Source organism: Vibrio sp. 10N.222.54.E6 (genome assembly GCF_041473955.1).
Taxonomy (GTDB): Bacteria; Pseudomonadota; Gammaproteobacteria; order Enterobacterales; family Vibrionaceae; genus Vibrio; species Vibrio tasmaniensis_A.
Map to the genome: position 1 here is coordinate 225,871 of NZ_JBFRTD010000036.1, position 19,306 is coordinate 245,176.

The 19,306-nt window shown below is 42.4% G+C and carries 16 protein-coding genes and 1 pseudogene; 15 read left to right on the forward strand and 2 right to left on the reverse strand.

What is annotated here, in order from left to right; genetic code table 11:
• Together AB4513_RS20655 and AB4513_RS20660 are read right to left on the reverse strand one after the other, a co-directional pair.
• Window positions 1-705 carry a response regulator transcription factor gene (locus AB4513_RS20655; RefSeq protein WP_009845984.1) on the reverse strand — a complete coding sequence of 235 codons (705 nt, stop codon included), beginning with the start codon at window positions 703-705 and terminating at the stop codon, window positions 1-3.
• A 359-nt stretch (window positions 706-1,064) separates the two neighbouring features.
• On the reverse strand, window positions 1,065-3,260 hold the full coding sequence (locus tag AB4513_RS20660; RefSeq protein ID WP_102257704.1) for an EAL domain-containing protein: 2,196 nt from the start codon (window positions 3,258-3,260) through the stop codon (window positions 1,065-1,067).
• A 278-nt stretch (window positions 3,261-3,538) separates the two neighbouring features.
• Between AB4513_RS20660 and AB4513_RS20665 the strand changes: the two genes are divergently transcribed.
• The 15 genes and pseudogenes from AB4513_RS20665 to AB4513_RS20735 all read left to right on the forward strand — a co-directional run.
• Window positions 3,539-4,642 (forward strand): hypothetical protein, encoded by a 1,104-nt coding sequence (locus tag AB4513_RS20665; protein ID WP_009845981.1) that lies wholly within the window; start codon window positions 3,539-3,541, stop codon window positions 4,640-4,642.
• Between the two features lie 426 nt (window positions 4,643-5,068).
• Entirely contained in the window at window positions 5,069-5,671 is a 603-nt protein-coding gene (gene betI / locus AB4513_RS20670; protein ID WP_009845980.1) for a transcriptional regulator BetI, read from the forward strand.
• A 116-nt stretch (window positions 5,672-5,787) separates the two neighbouring features.
• Window positions 5,788-7,248 carry a betaine-aldehyde dehydrogenase gene (gene betB / locus AB4513_RS20675; protein WP_009845979.1) on the forward strand — a complete coding sequence of 487 codons (1,461 nt, stop codon included), beginning with the start codon at window positions 5,788-5,790 and terminating at the stop codon, window positions 7,246-7,248.
• A 72-nt stretch (window positions 7,249-7,320) separates the two neighbouring features.
• Window positions 7,321-9,048, forward strand: coding sequence for a choline dehydrogenase (gene betA / locus AB4513_RS20680; protein WP_009845978.1), 1,728 nt, complete (start codon window positions 7,321-7,323; stop codon window positions 9,046-9,048).
• Window positions 9,049-9,200: 152 nt separating this feature from the next.
• Window positions 9,201-10,178 (forward strand): choline ABC transporter substrate-binding protein, encoded by a 978-nt coding sequence (locus AB4513_RS20685; protein ID WP_009845977.1) that lies wholly within the window; start codon window positions 9,201-9,203, stop codon window positions 10,176-10,178.
• Between the two features lie 107 nt (window positions 10,179-10,285).
• Window positions 10,286-11,128, forward strand: coding sequence for a choline ABC transporter permease subunit (gene choW, locus AB4513_RS20690; RefSeq protein ID WP_009845976.1), 843 nt, complete (start codon window positions 10,286-10,288; stop codon window positions 11,126-11,128).
• Between the two features lie 2 nt (window positions 11,129-11,130).
• Window positions 11,131-12,345, forward strand: a complete 1,215-nt coding sequence (choV, locus tag AB4513_RS20695) for a choline ABC transporter ATP-binding protein (protein WP_009845975.1) — start codon at window positions 11,131-11,133, stop codon at window positions 12,343-12,345.
• A gap of 363 nt (window positions 12,346-12,708) precedes the next feature.
• Entirely contained in the window at window positions 12,709-13,191 is a 483-nt protein-coding gene (locus AB4513_RS20700) for a MarR family winged helix-turn-helix transcriptional regulator (RefSeq protein ID WP_009845974.1), read from the forward strand.
• 442 nt (window positions 13,192-13,633) lie between these two features.
• Window positions 13,634-14,290 (forward strand): Qnr family pentapeptide repeat protein, encoded by a 657-nt coding sequence (locus tag AB4513_RS20705; protein WP_009845973.1) that lies wholly within the window; start codon window positions 13,634-13,636, stop codon window positions 14,288-14,290.
• Window positions 14,291-14,522: 232 nt separating this feature from the next.
• Window positions 14,523-14,783: a DUF5062 family protein gene (locus tag AB4513_RS20710; RefSeq protein WP_009845972.1), complete on the forward strand. Its 261-nt coding sequence runs from the start codon at window positions 14,523-14,525 to the stop codon at window positions 14,781-14,783.
• 468 nt (window positions 14,784-15,251) lie between these two features.
• Window positions 15,252-15,785 (forward strand): diaminobutyrate acetyltransferase, encoded by a 534-nt coding sequence (gene ectA, locus AB4513_RS20715; RefSeq protein WP_009845971.1) that lies wholly within the window; start codon window positions 15,252-15,254, stop codon window positions 15,783-15,785.
• A gap of 35 nt (window positions 15,786-15,820) precedes the next feature.
• On the forward strand, window positions 15,821-17,086 hold the full coding sequence (gene ectB / locus AB4513_RS20720) for a diaminobutyrate--2-oxoglutarate transaminase (RefSeq protein WP_009845970.1): 1,266 nt from the start codon (window positions 15,821-15,823) through the stop codon (window positions 17,084-17,086).
• Between the two features lie 13 nt (window positions 17,087-17,099).
• Complete coding sequence (locus tag AB4513_RS20725) at window positions 17,100-17,486, forward strand: ectoine synthase (RefSeq protein WP_009845969.1); 387 nt, start codon at window positions 17,100-17,102, stop codon at window positions 17,484-17,486.
• A gap of 79 nt (window positions 17,487-17,565) precedes the next feature.
• Complete coding sequence (locus AB4513_RS20730; protein ID WP_009845968.1) at window positions 17,566-18,990, forward strand: aspartate kinase; 1,425 nt, start codon at window positions 17,566-17,568, stop codon at window positions 18,988-18,990.
• Between the two features lie 182 nt (window positions 18,991-19,172).
• A pseudogene (locus tag AB4513_RS20735) lies at window positions 19,173-19,306 on the forward strand (IS4 family transposase); the annotation flags it as partial.

Sequence of the window (19,306 nt, forward strand, 5' to 3'; positions counted from 1 at the left end):
TTAATGCCATGCGGTCGAAACAAATAAGTAACCTTTTCCGCGAATGGTTTGAATTTTCTCTGCTGGTGCTTTGTCGTCACCAAGTATTTTTCGCAAACGTACTACTTTGTTGTCAATCGTCCGGTCGATCCCGTCGTACTCGATCCCACGCAGCGTTTGAGTTAAGTAATCACGTGACAGCGGGGTATCAGGGTTGGATGCTAACAGCCAAAGTAGGTCAAATTCACTGTCTGTCAGTGATAAAACTACATCTGAAAGCTCGCACTTTTTATAGGTGTTTTTCAGCGTAAGTTGACCAAACTGAAGGCTACTTGAATCATCAACCAGAGGTGTATTGGTTTCTTGACGGCGTAATAGCGAGCGGACCCTTGCCAGTAGAACTCTTGGTTTGATTGGCTTGGTGACATAGTCATCAGCACCTGTCTCTAAACCTGCAACGTGATCAAAATCATCATCGCTGGCGGTGAGCATTAAAATTTTACCCTTAAAGAGCGTACGAGTCTGTCGGCAAATTGTCAGCCCATCGGTTACAGGAAGCATTAAATCCAACAACACGATATCAGGTTGATCGTCAAGGATGGTTTGCACAGCATCACTGCCATCGTCTAACGCGGTGACCTCAAAGTCTTGTGCTACAAAGTAATCCTTTAGCATTTGCTGAAGTTTTAAATCGTCTTCAACGATGATCATTTTAGGTTTTGTCATTCCGTTATCAGCCTTGTTGTGCGTTTAATTTATTGAAATTACGTGAGTGCGTTTAATTTTGGCAGCTCCTACTGTTGCATATTCATCACAAATGCGTCACGAAGAAATTCCTGATGTGAATGATTAAACACTTTCCATGCTAGTTCAATGCCGATTTGTAATTTTTGCTTGGGTTTTTCAGTAGGTTAGAGGTGGTGTTTTAGTCTGTTAGCGAAGAAGGCCGGAAATGAGAGCTCTAATGTCGAGTTTTTAGTTTAATAACAGAAGAGCCAGCCATGAAGCATCTTTTTAAAGAGGTTTCATGGCTGGTTGGAACTTAATTGGATTTTAACTCAAAAATTAAGGCCTACGGTTTGAACCTAAGCATGCGTATTTATGAGTTCCGAGTTATGATTTTTGGCAAACAGAACAAAATCGTCTAGTGGCATTGGTTTTGCGAAATAGAAGCCTTGTACTTCGTGACACCCTGCTCGGCCTAAAAATTCAAGTTGCTCTTTTTCTTCAATGCCTTCAGCAAGTACATTGAGTGAGAGTTCGGTTGCTAGCTTACAAATCATGCTCAAGATAGCTTGGTCATCGGTGTTGCTAAGTAAGTCCTTTACAAACTCTCGATCTATTTTCAGTCGATCTATAGGGAGTAGCTTCAAATAGCTAAGAGATGAATAACCAGTACCGAAATCATCTAACGCTATTTCAATGTTTAACTTCTTTAAGTCATTCAATACAGCCACGACCTTCGACACATCACCCAACATGGCACTTTCTGTTACTTCTAATTCCAGTAAACTCGGAGAAAGGCCAGTTTTTTCTAAGGTTAGTTGTGTCAGATCTAAAATGTTCTGTTCCGAAAACTGAATGCTCGAAATATTAACGGCAACCTTTACACCTGCAAGCGCTTTATGATTCTGCCACTGTTGGCAATCAGTGGTAGCTTGTTCGAAAATATGAGCCCCCATTGGAATGATTAAATGGGATTGCTCTGCCAGTTCTATAAAAAGGTCAGGCCTTACGAGGTCTCCATTTGGCTTTTTCCAACGCATGAGCGCTTCGGCACCAATGATACGATTGGTCTTTAAGCAAAATTGAGGTTGGTAATAAGGAATAAATTCTCTGTTTTCAATCGCATTGTTTATCTCTTTGATTAACGTTATACGTCGCAACGCAGCATTTGACAGTTCAGGTTGATGCTTAACCGTAATGTCATCGCCTTTTTCCTTGGATACATATAGAGCGATGTTCGCTTGAATGAGCATTTCAGAACTGCTTTGTGCGCCATTTGAACTGCAGGTTGCACCAAGGTTAGCCACTAGTTTTATCTTGTTCTCATCAATGATAATTTCATTTGAAACCACATCAATCAACATAGCAAAAAAAGCATCAGAACCTTGATCGCCATTGTGTTCTTTCGCAGGCACTGCGATACAGAACTTATTTTCATCCAATCGAGCTAGGTTAAAATCAACCATGGTTGCGCATGCGGATAAGCGGTTGGCTAGATGAAGCAAGATTGTGTCCCCAGCTTTATAGCCGAGTGTATTGTTGATATCTCTAAAACGCTTAATATCAATGATTAACACGGTGATGCGTTCATTTTTTTCTTTGTGTTTATTAAGCAACTCATCAAGCGAACGCAAAAACCCAAGACGGTTCGGCAACTTAGTGAGCGAATCATAGTAAGCCAGTGTTTCGATTTCTTTTGTTAATGCTCTGCGTTGCTGTTCTTTATCATAAAGGCTAGAAAAAGCACTTTGTAGTTCTGTTATCTCGTAATATTTTGCTGGTGGTAAAGACGCACTTTCTTCTTTGCCTTGTGCCAATAAACTAAGAGAGCGAGTGATGTTTTTTAACGGAGTCGATACTCGACGAGCGATGGCAAAGTTAATAAACATCACCGTCATAAAGCTGATTATGCTAATAGACATCAAAGATTGATTGATCATCTTTCCATATGTTAGCCATTCATCTACAACTGTATTTACCTCGAGAATCCCTCGTACATCGTTGAGTTCCCAATCGTGTTTAGGCGAGTCGGGGTGGCTATTGTGGCAGTTTACACAAGTTTGGTCATTGAGGCGGTCTGCCCGAGCGACGCGTACTCGGGTTCTGTCTTGCTCTTGTACAAACTCGACGTAGAACTCATCTGGTTTCTTGTTAATCGCTACCCACGCCCGTTGTTGAAATTCGTCAAAAAGCCTACCTTGACGGTTTTTAAAAGGATAAGGGCTGGTAAACGAGGTCGTGATGGTGAGATCTTTATCAGATTTATCAAGCATTTCGATTAAGAAGGTAGCAGGAACCGGAATAGTGTTCTCTAAGGATTGGTGCTGGGCTGTTGCCACGAGTTCTTGACTATCAACAACTTTCTGTATGACATTTGATGAGTAATAGTTACGAATACTATGAAATGTAGTCACGTAGTTCTTTGCATTTTCAACCGACACTTTTTGAACGAAATCTTCAAGGATAACGGTCGATATTAAAGAGAATAGTAAAATACAAGCAAGTGCTATTCCTATGATTGGATAAATAATGGTCCAAGATAGTGAACGCTTCATTGTCTACCTTTATTGATATTTTTAATTGCCTGACACTACTGAAGTGGCTTTCCATGTGGCTTGTTGATGATTTGTTAGCATTATATATAATTTTAGAGTGGCTGAATGTAAGCTCGTGTAACTGGTCTTATGAGTTGGTTTGCACTCTGAAGTGAGTGTTTTTAGCAAGGAAGGGGGGCGAGGATATAGATGAAATACATTCCATTACATAGTTACGACAGATAATTTAATTGTTAACCAATAGAATTTCTCCAATCAAAATTTTGGGGAATAATGGTATGAAGTACTATCGAAATACGTTGCTAGCGTTACCTTTGGCTCTCTTGGCTGGCTGTAATTCAAGTTCAAACACGGGACAATCAACCACCATTTCGCAAAAGGAACCGAAGGCTGACTACGTATTTTCTTCAGCTAAACTTGGTGAGTTGTATCAAGAGAGGCAAGAGCTCCAAGAAGAGGCTATGAAGCTCTCTTACGATGGTATTTTGTATGAAAAAATTCAGTTTGCTGAAGACATTAGTGATAAGCAAAAAGTGATTAGGCTTTTGGATGGCTTAGGTCAAAGTGTTGATCTGTACTTTCCTGAAGCTGGGTTTGATAGTTGTGGTATTTATACAGAGAGCAAGGGCTTGGATCTATTTGATTGTGATGCAGCACAACGCTTTACTTCTAGTGATACTACGTCAATAAAAGCAATGACGAAGGATAAAAAAGTCTCCGTTAATCTTGAATACCAAAACGAGTTGTCGCAATACGTGACGAGCCTAGGTTCGACGATTCTGAGTAAATCCAAAAATGGTAATAAAGTCACCATTACCACATCGTTTGCCTTCAACGCTTTTTACCGCGATGTGCTCAACGAGACTGGCGCTGTTGAACGGATTACTTCCACTCTAGGCGCATCAACCTATTCTCAGCTTTTTGATATCGTGAAGTTATACCGAGGCAGTGAGATGACGTTGAAGTTTACCAACCATATTGGCGGTAGTGCTGATGACGAAATCAACATGTACACCGGGCGTATGATCAATAACAACAAGATGACGACGGTTGTGACTCCAACGGGTTCGGTTTTTTCGGGTGGTACGGATCTATTTGCTGCTGGCAACCCACGCATATTGCAACGCGCTGATACTACCAAGGTCATTGAACTGAATAAACAGGTGGGTGTGCATAGTTGGGCTGAAGGGAATAAAACGGCCAAAGAATTCCCATACACCAATGAGAGTCATCGTCAGCAAGCGACCTATTTTAAAAAGGTGATGGGAGAAAAAGGGATAGACTTCTATATCTTCACTTTAGATTCTGCCCCGGCTTCCGGTGAACACTGGATGACCAAAGCAGACTCTGATAAGTACGGTTTTATTACTCGTATTGAGTAGTCAAAGAAAGTAACAATAACGACTCCGCAAAGGTTGGTGATGGCTCTGTCATTATCGGCCTTTTTTTTGTTCATGTCTTGATTCGTTACTTTGTTGAGTGCAGATTTCCTAATCTTAAATTTCAGTATTAAGACTCATTGATACTACCTTTTAACTTCCCCCCAAAAAGTGTCTACACGTATTCCTACTGATTTATTTTTTGCTCTTCCTAAGCAAAACTTTTGACCCGTAACCATCATACCTCAAATCTTTAATGATTTTATTTAGTGATCTAAATGATATTTAAAGCATTGTTTTAAAATAATTTATTTGATTTTGAATGGTGTGTTGTTACGAATTTGTTTTAAATAATCATTTGAACCCTAATTAAATTTCTGTCATTTTATACTTAACTGAACGTTCAATATAAAATAGAAGGAATAAGAAATGCCCAAGGTTGGGATGCCTGACATACGTAAACCACAGCTTGTTCAAGCCACCATGACGGTGATTGATCGAGTGGGTTTGCATGCCGCGAGTATTGCGTTGATCAGCAAAGAAGCGGGAGTCTCCACTGGCATTATTAATCACTATTTTGGTGGAAAGCATGGGCTGCTCGAAGAGACCATGCGAGAAATACTGCGCCAACTTTCGAATACCGTAACAACAGAATTAAAAGCGCTCCCTGCTGATGCTCACCAGCAAAGGATCAACGCTATCATCAACGGTAATTTCGAAGGCTATCAAGCGGAAAATAAAGTGTCGAAAACATGGCTCGCATTCTGGTCTTATTCGATGCATGACGCTCAACTCAAGCGCCTTCAGCGCGTGAATGAAAAGCGTTTGATTTCTCACTTACTTATTGAATTAAAATCGTTTTTTCAACCTGATCAAGCGGAATTGATCGCACACGGCATCGCATCATTAATTGATGGCATCTGGCTGAGAGGGACGCTCAATCCTGAAGGCATTAACGCCGACAAAGCTCGTGCAATCATCAATGACTACTTAGACAAGCAGCTTACGTTTTACTCGTGTCAGCGTGATTAATGAGTCATCAAAAATTCTAGTGAGTGAGCTCAAAAGGCTCGCTCTCAACAACGATATGCATTCACAAATACATAGACCGATAGAGTCTAACAACAATAATTAAGTCAGAAGATCAAATGGAAATGAACTCGTTATACATCGATGGTAAAGCGGTTGACGCTACCTCAGGCGAAACTTTCGTCAGCATTAACCCTGCAAACGGCGAACCTATCGCAACGCTTGGCCAAGCTTCTTCAGCTGACGTCGAAAATGCGATTGAATCGGCGAAGCGCGGGTTTGCGGTATGGTCAGCAATGACAGCCGTAGAACGCAGCCGCATTCTTTTAAAGGCGGTAGAGATACTTAGAGCTCGAAATAATGACCTTGCGAACCTTGAGGTTGTCGATACGGGCAAGCCATTACAAGAAGCGATCGAAGTCGATGTGGCTTCTGGCGCCGACGTTATTGAGTACTTCGCAGGGCTAGCACCTACGCTGCAAGGCGATCAACAACCTCTTAGTGACACCCAATTTTTCTACACACGTCGTGAACCGCTAGGTATCTGTGCGGGCATTGGCGCGTGGAACTATCCTATCCAAATCGCAATGTGGAAATCGGCTCCAGCACTCGCTGCGGGTAACGCGATGATTTTCAAGCCTTCAGAAGAAACGCCGCTAACGGCACTTAAACTTGCTGAGATCTTCACAGAAGCTGGCCTTCCTGATGGTGTGTTTAACGTAGTTCAGGGCGATTACCGTGTCGGCCAAATGCTAACGGCGCACCCAGACATCGCTAAAGTGTCGTTCACAGGCGAAACCGGTACGGGCAAAGCGGTAATGTCAGACAGTGCTAAAACACTCAAGTCTGTAACGATGGAGCTCGGCGGTAAATCACCAATGATCATCTTTGATGATGCGAAATTGGACGATGCGGTGTCGGCTTCAATGGTCGCTAATTTCTACACCCAAGGCGAAGTATGTACTAACGGTACTCGTGTTTATGTACACGAAAACATCTATGACGTATTTATCGACCAACTTAAAACACGCACTGAGAAGCTAATCATTGGTAACCCAATGGATATGGAGACTCAGATCGGCGCGTTGATTTCTAAAGAACACCTTTCAAAAGTCCTTGAAGCAATTGAGCTGGCTAAACAGTCGGGCGCAACCCTGCTGACTGGCGGTTATCAAGTGACGGACAACGGCTTAGCAAACGGCAACTTTGTTATTCCTACGGTATTCACCGATTGCCATGACGACATGCCTCACGTTCAGCAAGAAATTTTCGGCCCTGTTATGTCAGTGTTGAAGTTCACCGATGAAGACGATGTGATTCGTCGTGCTAACGATACCAAATACGGCCTTGCGGCTGGTGTGTTCACGCAAAACCTTTCTCGCGCTCACCGTGTTATTCATCAAATGCAGGCGGGTATTTGTTGGGTTAATACATGGGGTGACTCACCTGCAGAAATGCCTGTTGGTGGCTACAAACTTTCAGGGGTTGGCCGCGAAAACGGGCCAGAGACTCTACTCCACTATACGCAGACTAAGAGCATTCTTATTGAACTTGGCGACTACGCCAGCCCTTATGCCTAACGCGTAACACTCAATTTTATGGGTTAGCTTAACAGAGCTAGCCCTACTGACTTATCTCAGGGAAATCAAAACATGGAACAACGCTACGATTATATTATCGTCGGCGCGGGTTCGGCCGGCTGTGTGTTAGCGGATAGGCTAACGGAAAGCGGTGAACATAGCGTTTTACTATTGGAAGCGGGTGGTACGGATAAGAGTATTTTTATCCAAATGCCGACTGCGCTTTCTTACCCGATGAATACTGAAAAGTACGCTTGGCAATTTGAGACCCAACAAGAACCGGGCCTTGATGGACGTGAACTGCATTGTCCACGCGGCAAGGTGTTGGGTGGCAGCTCATCGATCAACGGCATGGTTTACGTTCGTGGCCACGCTTGTGACTTTGACCAATGGGAAGAAGAGGGCGCAGCCGGTTGGAATTACCAAGCTTGCTTGCCTTACTTCCGCCGTGCTGAATCATGGAATAAAGGTGGTGACGAATATCGTGGCGACAATGGCCCTGTCGGCACTTGTAACGGTAACGATATGGAGCTCAACCCGCTTTACCAAGCATTCATTGATGCAGGTAAAGACGCCGGTTACCCAGAAACACAAGATTACAACGGCTACCAGCAAGAAGGCTTTGGCACCATGCATATGACGGTAGACAAGGGTGTTAGAGCCTCAACCTCTAACGCTTATCTACGTCGTGCATTGAAGCGTTCAAATCTTACCTTGAAAAAAGGCATCGTGGCACGTCGTTTCTTACTTGAAGCACTCGTCGCAAAAGACCAGTCATCAGAAGGTCAATCAGGCCTGAAAGCGGTTGGTGTTGAGTTTGAAAAGTCAGGCAATACCCAAGTGGCCGTGGCGAACAAAGAAGTGATCTCTTCTGCGGGTTCTATTGGCTCGGTTCAACTGCTGCAACTTTCTGGTATCGGCCCGAAAGCGGTACTTGAGAAGGCGGGTGTTGAGCTTAAACACGAACTCAGTGGCGTCGGTGAAAACCTACAAGACCACTTGGAAGTGTACTTCCAATATCACTGTAACGAACCCATCACGCTCAACAGCAAGCTTGGTTTAGTCAGCAAAGGCATGATTGGCGCAGAGTGGATTCTGACTCGCAAAGGCCTTGGTGCCACTAACCACTTTGAATCGTGCGCGTTCATTCGTTCTCGCAAAGGATTGAAGTGGCCAAACATTCAATATCACTTCCTGCCAGCAGCGATGCGTTACGACGGGCAAGCGGCCTTTGATGGTCACGGTTTCCAAGTACACGTTGGGCCTAACAAGCCAGAGAGTCGCGGTACGGTTGCGATCACTTCTGCTGATCCGCATGCCAAGCCAGAGATCATTTTCAACTACATCTCGACTGAACAAGATCGCCAAGATTGGCGCGATTGTATTCGTCTGACGCGTGAGATTTTGTCTCAACCTGCGATGGATGTGTACCGAGGCAAAGAGATTCAGCCGGGTCTAAATATTACTTCTGATGAAGCGATTGACGAATGGGTTAAGCAGAACGTTGAAAGTGCATATCACCCTTCATGTGGCTGCAAAATGGGTTCAGATAACGACCCAATGGCGGTGCTTGATGAAGAGTGTCGCGTTCGCGGTATCGACAGCTTACGTGTTGTCGACTCATCGGTTTTCCCAATCATTCCAAACGGTAATTTGAACGCCCCGACCATTATGGTTGCCGAGCGTGCTTCCGATTTGATTTTGGGTAAGCCAATGCTCAAAGCGCAGGACGTTCCAGTGTGGATTGCACCTGAGTGGCAAGAGAAGCAAAGAATAAATAAACCAGTAAGAGAAGCGTAAGCCTCTGTTATTAGTTCAAAAATAGAAAATAGTTCAAAAATAGAAAAAGCAAAAAGTAACAACAAAAATTAGTCAAAAGTCAAAAGTCAGAAGAACTGCTCTCTATCGGTGTTGATATCGAGCAGAAAAAGGAAAGATAAAAAGGAACCATTATGACGACTCTAAATATTCAGAACATGACCACGAAAACGTTAACAGCACTAGCCATCAGTTCATTTGCATTTGCATTTGGTGCTAACGCTTCTATTGAACCACAACAATGTGAAAACGTACGCTTCGCTGATGTTGGTTGGACAGACATTACCGCAACAACGGCGGTCACTTCAGAGCTACTGAAAGGCCTAGGCTACAAAACAAAAACTGACCTACTTTCAGTACCTGTTACTTACTCTTCAATGGCGAACGGCGATATTGACGTATTCCTAGGTAACTGGATGCCAACTATGGAAGGCGACATCGCTAAGTACCGCGAAGCGGGAACGGTAGAGACAGTGCGTGCCAACCTTGAAGGTGCGAAATACACACTAGCCGTACCAAAATACGTGTACGACTCTGGCGTGAAAAGCTTCGCCGACCTAGCAAAACATGCCGACAAATTTAAAGACCGCATCTACGGTATTGAGCCGGGTAACGATGGCAACCGCTTAATCCAATCAATGATTGATGCTGACGCGTTTGGCTTGAAAGATTTCAGCCTAGTGGAATCAAGTGAAGCGGGCATGGTATCGCAAGTATCTCGCGCTGCTCGTCGTAGCCAGTGGATCGTTTACCTTGGTTGGGCACCGCACCCAATGAACAGCAATGTTGAGATGGAATACCTATCAGGTGGTGACGACTTCTTCGGCCCTAACTACGGTGGCGCGAATGTTTACACCAATGTTCGTTCAAACTACGTGTCTGAATGTGCAAACGTCGGTCAACTTCTGCAAAACCTAGAGTTCACTCTAGAGATGGAAAACCAGTTGATGGAAGAGATTCTTAACCAAAAAGTGAAGCCTGAGAAAGCGGCTCAACAATGGTTGAACAATAACCCTCAACAAGTTGAAGCTTGGTTAGAGAACGTAAAAACGCATAAAGGTGAATCAGCGGCTCAAGCGGTTACTGAATACCTAAAACAAGTTAAAGCTTAGTTTTACCTACCTATCGATCTATTTATCAAAGCTCTATAAATAAAAAAGGTGGGCTTGCCAATTGTCTATTGGTTTGAAGTAGCCCACCCATAATAAAAGGCAATATTGTGAATTTTATTACGGAAAACAAAATCCCTGTTGGTCAATGGATGGAAGCGGGTGTTGATTGGCTAACAATCAATGCAGCAGGATTCTTTGACGCTATTTCGATTTTTCTAGAAACCGTCATTATGTTTTTAGTCGATGTATTTAAGTGGATGCCACCGGCTTTACCAATCGTGATGACCGCAGCGATTGCATGGTATTTACACCGTAAACCCTCGCTTGTGATTTTCGTGGTTGCAGCTTTGCTGACTATTTTAAACCTTGGCTACTGGCAAGAAATGCTGGAAACCTTTGTCCTCGTGTTTGCAGCGACAACGATTTCCGTATTAATTGGCGTTCCAGTTGGCATTATGGCCGCGCATCGCCCTTGGTTATATACGGTGCTTAGACCCATTCTTGATTTAATGCAGACGGTTCCAACGTTTGTGTATCTGATTCCGACTTTGGTTTTATTCGGCTTGGGCATCGTTCCTGGCTTAATCTCGACCATCATCTTCGCCATTGCCGCACCAATTCGTTTGACTTACTTAGGCGTCACCAAAGTACCTGAAGAGTTGATTGAAGCGGGTAAAGCGTTTGGTGCGAGCCGCATGAAATTGCTGATGAAGGTCGAATTACCGGCTGCTTTACCAAGTATTATGGCAGGTGTCACTCAATGTATTATGTTGTCGCTTTCGATGGTGGTTATCGCTGCTCTTGTCGGTGCTGACGGGCTTGGTAAACCTGTTGTTCGCGCATTGAACACAGTGAACATCTCACAAGGTTTTGAAGCCGGGCTGGCGATTGTATTAGTCGCTATCATTCTTGATCGCTTGTGCAAAACACCAAACCAGAAGGAAGCATAATCATGTCTAACTCTCAGGAAAAAAAGACAATGGACGCGATTACCATTAAGAATCTCGATGTTGTGTTTGGTGATAAGCCGAAGCAAGCGCTTGAGTTGCTCGATCAAGGTAAAACTCGCCAAGAGATCATTGATGAGACTGGCCAAGTCGTTGGCGTAGATAATGTGTCGCTGACCGTTGAAGAAGGCGAGATTTGTGTGCTGATGGGTTTGTCTGGTTCTGGTAAATCATCTTTGCTTCGCGCAGTTAACGGCTTGAATGAGATCAGCCGTGGCTCATTGGCGATCAAAGATGGAGACAAGCTGGTTGATTTAGGTGAACAGTGCGACGAAGCGACCTTGCGTCATCTTCGTACTCACCGCGTTTCTATGGTGTTCCAAAAATTTGCCCTAATGCCTTGGTTAAACGTGTTAGATAACGTGGCGTTTGGTCTAGAGATGCAAGGTGTCGCCAAAGATGTTCGTCGTGCTAAAGCGCGTGAACAACTTGAAATGGTGGGTTTGGCTGAGTGGGAAACCAAGTATCCGCATGAGCTTTCTGGCGGTATGCAGCAACGTGTTGGCCTAGCGCGTGCTTTTGCGATGGATACCGACATTCTTCTTATGGATGAACCGTTTTCAGCGCTTGATCCGCTGATTCGTGCGCAGTTGCAAGATGAGCTAATTCTATTGCAAAACAAGCTTAACAAAACGATTCTGTTCGTGAGTCATGATTTAGACGAAGCGCTGAAGATTGGTAATAACATTGCGATCATGGAGTCAGGCAAGTTGATTCAACATGGTAAGCCTGAAGAGATCGTACTCACACCAAAAACGGAATATGTGAAAGATTTTGTCGCACACACTAACCCGTTGAACGTATTGAAAGGTCGTTCGTTGATGCAGCCACTGGATTCTTTGAAACAAGAAGATGAAAGTTGGAAGATCTGTGACTCTAAAGACTTATGGATTGAGCAGAGTGAAGGTACTTTATCTGTAAAAGGTGAATCAACTTTAGCGCTTGTTGAGTGGAACGAATCTGACGATTTAACGGCAATCAGCGCGTCGAGTGTGGTAGTGGCAAGCCCAGAGATTGGCATGCGCGATGCGATTAAACTGAAACAGCTAAGTAATCATCCGATTTTGCTGGTGGAAGACAATAAACTGGTCGGTATTTTGGATAACAGTGAATTTTATAATGCGCTTACTGGTAACTTTCAGATGAATACCGCTGCGTAAAATTTCGTTTTTAAGCTTAGCAATTTAGGCTGGTTTTTTATTAGGTAGAGAGGGCTAAATCTCTCTACCTCTATGATTATTAAAATATATTATTCTTTTAGTTTGTATTCTCTGACTCATTATTTTTGCCGTCATTGAAGCTTTGATTCCCCCTTCATTAAGCAAAAGTGCCGTACCACGCAAGTTTAGTGGTATAGAAAAGATTGAGAATAGTATTAACATCAGTACAATGCGGAAAAATCAATGAAGTAAATTATCAATTTACAGTGTAATTCGAGCGATCCTAAGCTGTTCAGTTTGGAAAATCTCATCGCCACGACCCTGTAAAGTCACTCACAGTATATTAGTACAAAGGTCTGCATCTTGGATAAACATGACGAAATCTTGGTCGCTATTCGCCAAATTATTCGCGCTATCGATTTACACTCGAAAAAGCTGAGTAAAGAGTATGGTTTGACGGGCCCTCAATTGATTTTAATGCGCGCAATCCAAGAGATGGGTAATGTGACGATCAAAGAATTGTCTAATCAAACTAATGTGAGTCAAGCGACGACAACGACGATCATCGATCGCTTGGAATTGAACGGCTACGTACAACGTGTTCGCAGCTCGTCAGATCGCCGCAAAGTACACGCAAATCTGACTGAAAAAGGTCAAGAGCTACTTAACAATGCGCCACCACCGCTACAAGATAACTTCGTTAAAAAATTCCAAAATTTAGAAGCATGGGAGCAAAGCTTACTGCTTTCTTCGATGCAACGTGTGTCTGCAATGATGAACGCCGAAGACATCGACGCAGCTCCAGTTCTACAGCTTGAAGGCATTGCAAACGTCGTCAAGAGCTAACGTAGTTTTAAATTGTCTAGCTAAGAAAAAGTTTAAAGAGTTATAAAATGGTCGCATCAAGCGGCCATTTTTTGATCTTGGCCTCCCAATTTTTCTGACTTTACTAATAAAAATCATCTTTTAGTTGTAGCCTATCGATATAAGCTAAGGTTTTCGAAAGACCAAGTATCAAGCGAAGGTATCTATATAGGCTATTGTATCAAGTTTGTGCTGACATATGATGATCTTCTCGTTGTGTTTAATCTCCCCCGCTTCTAAGCGACAAAACTTTTTTCAAGATAAGCGCATGCCATAAAACGAAAATAACAACCTTAAACGGCTCGTTTGGTGCCTTAAAATGGCCAAATTATGGTGTTTTAAGTTGCTGTTTTTGTTGGTTTTTAATTTGATGTTTTCTTAAGATCACAATGGTAGTCTTAGCTTGATTTCTTTAGGGGGTTAAATGGACACTAATAACAGCACTTATCATCAGCACAGTTTTGCTCAGCAAGATCTATCAGAGCTTACATTTACGGCCTGTACGTTTATCCGTTGTGATTTCAGACGTTCGAACTTACGTGATGCAACGTTTATTAACTGTAAGTTTATTGAACAAGGCGATATTGAGGGGTGCCACTTTGATATTGCCGATTTACGAGACGCAAGTTTCCAGAATTGCCAGTTGGCGATGGCGAACTTTAGTAATGCGAATTGCTATGGGATTGAGCTGCGTGAATGCGATTTAAAAGGAGCGAATTTTACTCGTGCTAACTTTGCCAATCAAGTAAGCAATAGGATGTACTTTTGCTCTGCGTATATTACGGGCTGTAACTTGTCATACGCCAACTTGGAGCAGGCCTGCTTGGAAAAGTGTGAGTTGTTTGAAAACCGCTGGATAGGGACTTACCTTGGCGGTGCGTCACTGAAAGAGTCTGATCTCAGCCGAGGCGTGTTCTCCGAAGATGTATGGGGGCAATTCAGTATGCAGGGGGCTAACTTGTGTCATGCGGAATTAGAAGGGTTAGACCCTCGTAAAGTGGATACGACAGGGATTAAGATTGTCGCTTGGCAACAAGATCAGTTGCTTGAAACCATGGGTATTGTTGTGATGCCTGATTGATTTTCCAATTCTGCATATCACGCTGTAAAACTCGGTTGTCGTATCACTCTGTCGTAATTAACCACAGCAGTTAGAAGAAAAGCCCAAAGCTAACAACTTTGGGCTTTTCCGTATTTGGAGTCCGTAACCTGCAATTTATCAAAGCGACTCGTCAAACTGAGAGCGAAGTAATCTTGTGAGTCTTTCGGTTTGATATACTCAGTGTTCATTCGATTAAGATGATGGAGATGATATGTCGAAAACCGCGAAGATCATTAATGAAGATAAATTGCTAAAGAAAGCTCTGGAAGTCGGTTCTAAAATGGCAAAGTTACAAGGCTTTGATTTGCCACACTCATCTCAACCTATAAAAGTTAAGGCTGTGTACTTGTTTCTTGTTGGAGTTAATCAGATCACGCCTTTACCTGAAAGTAAGCTTGATGGCGCGAATATTAAGAAGCGTTTAGCATTATGGATACACAAGGCTCTGCCTGATAATGATCCCCTGAAGTAATTCGCGATTAACTCAGTGATTCGAATTTGTTTCTTTTGATTGATTGCCAATTTATGTTTACTTGAAAAACCTAGCTATCTCACGCTAGGTTTTTTTGTTTTAGGTATCTGCGTTTCAATATTAGAGCCTAAGCCATCTCTTTTTAGAGCGTCACTGTTTACCTTATTCAGTATTGGAGTCGTCGATATTTTTGCTGATTCCTATCCTTCCTACTCAGGCACTTGAACGCTGTATTTTATGAATTGCACTAACGATTTCCTTTCGTCTATTCCCTTCAAGACTCTCAAATTTATACCGACCCAATAAATACATTAGAACTCAAAGTATTATTTAATACATATAATACTTGCGCAAGTGTGATCTTCGTCGCTAAAATTTGATTTTTAGCGCTAATGTGTTGATCTTTGTGTATGGGAAATGCTCATAATTAAAAGGAATTTAATTAGAGTTCAAAGGAAATGTCTCGGTATGATTACATCAGCGCCTTGGATATTGTATCCAGAGGTTGTAGAAAAGATGATTGAAAAATGGAATTTTCGTGAGCCAGAAGTTTCGGATGGCAACAACATTTATCAATTAATTTCAGAGTGCCCTCCATTAGATACTAACTCTTCATATTGCAATTTCTTGCAGTCTACTCACTTTAGTAAAACTTGTATTTTAGTGGAGCATGAAGGTGACCTTGCTGGCTTTATTTCTAGTTACCAAAAACCCAGTGAGCCCAATGTTCTCTTTATTTGGCAAGTGGCGGTGGCGCCTAAGTTTAGAGGCAATGCTTTAGCCTACAAGATGCTGAACACCTTACTTAAACGAGAGGGCCTAAAGAGCATTGAAGCGATAGAAACGACTATCACTGAATCAAACCAAGCGTCTTGGGCATTGTTCAAAAAGCTGGACGAAAAAAACGGTAACACCGGGAAAGTGACTACTTTCTTAGATGAAAATCTTCACTTTAACGGGCAGCACGATACCGAATACCTCTATCGAATCCTCCTTAAATAATCAAACACTTATAGGAATTAAATAACGGCATTATCATGGATATTTTTAAAAAGCAGGAATCTAACGTACGTTCATACTCGAATAGTTTTCCAGTTACTTTTAGTAAATCAAAAGGTTGCTGGCTTGAAACGAAACAAGGTGATCGTTACATCGATTTTCTTGCTGGAGCAGGATCTCTCAATTACGGTCACAACAATCCAATACTTAAGCAAGCCTTGCTTGATTACATTGAAATGGATGGGATTACGCACGGTTTAGATATGCATTCAGAAGCCAAAGCTGAATTTTTAGAAGCGCTTACTCGCTTAATTCTAGAACCAAGAGATCTCAATTATAAAGTTCAATTTACAGGCCCAACAGGAACTAATGCCGTTGAAGCCGCGATTAAATTGGCTAAAAAAGTGAAAGGCCGAAGTAGCATTGTAGCGTTTACCAATGGTTTTCATGGTTGTACTGCAGGTGCACTGGCTGCTACGGGTAACCAACATCATAGACAAGGCGCGGGCTCAAACCTTAACAACGTTACGCGTTTGCCATTTGAGGGTTACGCTGGCATTGATGGATTAAAATTGTTCGAAACGATGTTAGCTGATAATTCTGCCGGTATGGATAAGCCAGCAGCCGTCTTATTGGAAACGGTTCAAGGTGAAGGTGGATTGAATGTCGCTTCAAATGAGTGGCTACAGCGTTTGAGTAAAATTTGTAAAGCTCACGATATCTTAGTCATTGTCGATGATATCCAAGCGGGTTGTGGTCGAACGGGTACGTTCTTTAGCTTTGAACCATCAGGTATCAAGCCAGATATAGTCACGCTGTCTAAGTCGATAAGTGGTTATGGCTTACCGATGGCCGTCGTTTTATTAAAGCCTGAATTAGACAAATGGCAGCCGGGAGAACACAACGGCACCTTCCGTGGTAATAACCATGCGTTCGTTACCGCTACGAAAGCGTTAGAAATGTATTGGTCAAATGATGATTTTGAAAATCATATTCAACGTAGCTCAAGCATGGTCGATGATGTCATTCAACGCAATATCAAGCGTTTCCCAGAGCTATTCGTTCAACGCAAGGGACGTGGAATGATGATTGGCATTGAATGTAAAGATGGAAACACGGCTGACGAAATTGCCAAAACGTGTTTTGAAAACGGTATGGTCATTGAAACAGCTGGCCCTAACGATGAAATAGTTAAGTTCTTTTGCCCACTGACGATATCTGAATCGGAACTGATGCAAGGTTTAACCATCTTCGAAGATTCAGTAGAAATTGTAGCAACTAAGTATTTCAAAAAAGTATCGTAATAGGGACAGCAAAATGATTGTTAGAACACTTGATGAATGTCGCAATAGCGAAAGACGTATTGTTTCGGATAATTGGGAAAGTACTCGCATGTTGTTGAAAGATGACAACATGGGTTTTTCATTTCATATCACGACAATTTATGAAGCGACGGAAACACATATTCATTACCAAAACCATTTAGAATCAGTATATTGCATGAGTGGTGAAGGCGAAATTGAAGTGGTTGGTGGTGAGACTTATCCCATCAAACCTGGGACGCTTTATATCCTTGATAAGCACGATGAACACTATTTACGTGCGTATAAAAACAAAGAAATGGTTATGGCGTGTGTATTCAATCCGCCAATTACTGGCGCTGAAGTTCACGATGAAAACGGCGTTTATCCTCTGGTTGATTAACCGACTTTTTCTGGGGTGAAATCTCACCCCAATTTCCATTTATCTAGTCTTTATTGCTTCTCTATAACTAAGGTCTTTTATGACATTTACCGTAGAAAAAATCGGCGGTACATCCATGACAGCATTTGATGCTGTGCTCGACAATATTATTCTCCGCCCGAAAAACCCGTACAATCGAATTTTTGTTGTGTCTGCTTATAGCGGGATGACAGATGCACTTTTGGAGTGCAAAAAAACAGGCAAGCCAGGTGTTTATCAATTGATCGCAATGCGTGATGATTCTTGGGAAGAAGCGTTATCTTACATTGAAAGCCGTATGTTGTTGATCAACGAGCATATTTTTGCAGATCCTATGAATCGTGCGCGTGCTGATAAGTTCATCCGGTCGCGTATTTCAGAAGCGAAGAACTGTATTACAAATATCCTTGAAACGTGTCAATACGGTCAGTTTTCATTGAGGCATTACTTGCCTCAGATCCGCGAGTTTCTTTCTTCAATTGGCGAGTCACATAGTGCGTATAATACGGCTCTTAAATTGAAAAATATTGGTATTAATTCAACCTTTGTTGACCTTTCTGGTTGGGATAACAAGACTCCTCAGAGTTTGGACGATACCATCAGAGATGCTTTTTCAGACATAAATGTGGCTGAAGAGCTACCTATAGTGACGGGTTATGCCTATTGTAAAGAAGGTTTGATGCATACTTATGATCGTGGTTACAGTGAGATGACGTTTAGCCGTATCGCGACTATGACTAAGGCATCACTAGCTATTATTCATAAGGAGTATCACTTTAGTTCGGCCGATCCAAAAGTGGTTGGGGTTAGCTCTGTTAAACCAATTGGAGCGACTAATTATGATGTTGCCGATCAGTTAGCAAACCTTGGTATGGAAGCTATTCATTCTAATGCCGCAGCAGGGTTGCGCGAGAGTGGAATCGAACTACAAATAAAGAACACTTTTGAACCAGAGCATGAAGGTACACTGATTTCTTCAGATTACCGCCCAGACACCAATCAGATAGAGATTATTGCTGGAAAGCAGAAAGTATATGCATTGCATGTATTTGATCAGGGGATGGTCGGTAAGGCTGATAACGTCAGTTATGAACTAATGGAAATTATCGCGGATGCGAGAGTTAACCTTATCGGAAAAGAGATGAATGCTAACTCTATTACGTATTATCTAGGCGGCAGTTCAGAAAGTTTAAATAAGGTGTTTTATAAGGCAGAGAAGCGATATCCGAAAGCATCTATTTCGGGACGTATGGTCGCTATCATTTCGGCGATCGGCTCTCAAATTGACACCAATAAAACGCTAGCGAATGGCATATTGGCTTTGATGAGCAATAGTGTTACGCCCATTGCGTTACATTCGTCGATGAGAAACGTGAATGTACAATTTGTTGTGAGCGACGATAAGTATCAAGAGGCCATTTGTGCATTACATGAAGAGTTTTTTGAACAAAAGCAAAAGGTCACATCATCAGTGAATGCTGCTTAAATAAAGAGCGGTGAGCCCATCCCATCCCATCGACTAACTGAACGTTTGATCTGTAGGGTTGAGACTGCAAAAAATTCTGTGTAAAGGCCATTTTTATGATTAATGCCGATCGTTTAAGAAGACTTGAACGATCTTGCAGTTAGCAGATAATCCCCATCAACAACGTTGATGGGGATTTTTTTATGCTTGAACAAGAATTAGCAATGGCACACGAGACCATTGAAGATGCCGACAATTATGAATCTGTTGTCGACGCCATTCAGATTGAGTGGATAGAACAAGCTCTTCTTGAAACCAATAAAGCGAGCATAAGACG

What these genes read in the sequence shown, in the direction of transcription:
- ectA (WP_009845971.1), top strand. Translation starts at nt 15,252, where the DNA reads ATGATTACATCAGCGCCTTGGATATTGTATCCAGAGGTTGTAGAAAAG.
- AB4513_RS20660 (WP_102257704.1), bottom strand. Translation starts at nt 3,260, where the DNA reads ATGAAGCGTTCACTATCTTGGACCATTATTTATCCAATCATAGGAATA.
- ectB (WP_009845970.1), top strand. Translation starts at nt 15,821, where the DNA reads ATGGATATTTTTAAAAAGCAGGAATCTAACGTACGTTCATACTCGAAT.
- betB (WP_009845979.1), top strand. Translation starts at nt 5,788, where the DNA reads ATGGAAATGAACTCGTTATACATCGATGGTAAAGCGGTTGACGCTACC.
- AB4513_RS20705 (WP_009845973.1), top strand. Translation starts at nt 13,634, where the DNA reads ATGGACACTAATAACAGCACTTATCATCAGCACAGTTTTGCTCAGCAA.
- AB4513_RS20665 (WP_009845981.1), top strand. Translation starts at nt 3,539, where the DNA reads ATGAAGTACTATCGAAATACGTTGCTAGCGTTACCTTTGGCTCTCTTG.
- AB4513_RS20710 (WP_009845972.1), top strand. Translation starts at nt 14,523, where the DNA reads ATGTCGAAAACCGCGAAGATCATTAATGAAGATAAATTGCTAAAGAAA.
- AB4513_RS20685 (WP_009845977.1), top strand. Translation starts at nt 9,201, where the DNA reads ATGACGACTCTAAATATTCAGAACATGACCACGAAAACGTTAACAGCA.
- AB4513_RS20655 (WP_009845984.1), bottom strand. Translation starts at nt 705, where the DNA reads ATGACAAAACCTAAAATGATCATCGTTGAAGACGATTTAAAACTTCAG.
- betI (WP_009845980.1), top strand. Translation starts at nt 5,069, where the DNA reads ATGCCCAAGGTTGGGATGCCTGACATACGTAAACCACAGCTTGTTCAA.
- betA (WP_009845978.1), top strand. Translation starts at nt 7,321, where the DNA reads ATGGAACAACGCTACGATTATATTATCGTCGGCGCGGGTTCGGCCGGC.
- AB4513_RS20730 (WP_009845968.1), top strand. Translation starts at nt 17,566, where the DNA reads ATGACATTTACCGTAGAAAAAATCGGCGGTACATCCATGACAGCATTT.
- choV (WP_009845975.1), top strand. Translation starts at nt 11,131, where the DNA reads ATGTCTAACTCTCAGGAAAAAAAGACAATGGACGCGATTACCATTAAG.
- AB4513_RS20725 (WP_009845969.1), top strand. Translation starts at nt 17,100, where the DNA reads ATGATTGTTAGAACACTTGATGAATGTCGCAATAGCGAAAGACGTATT.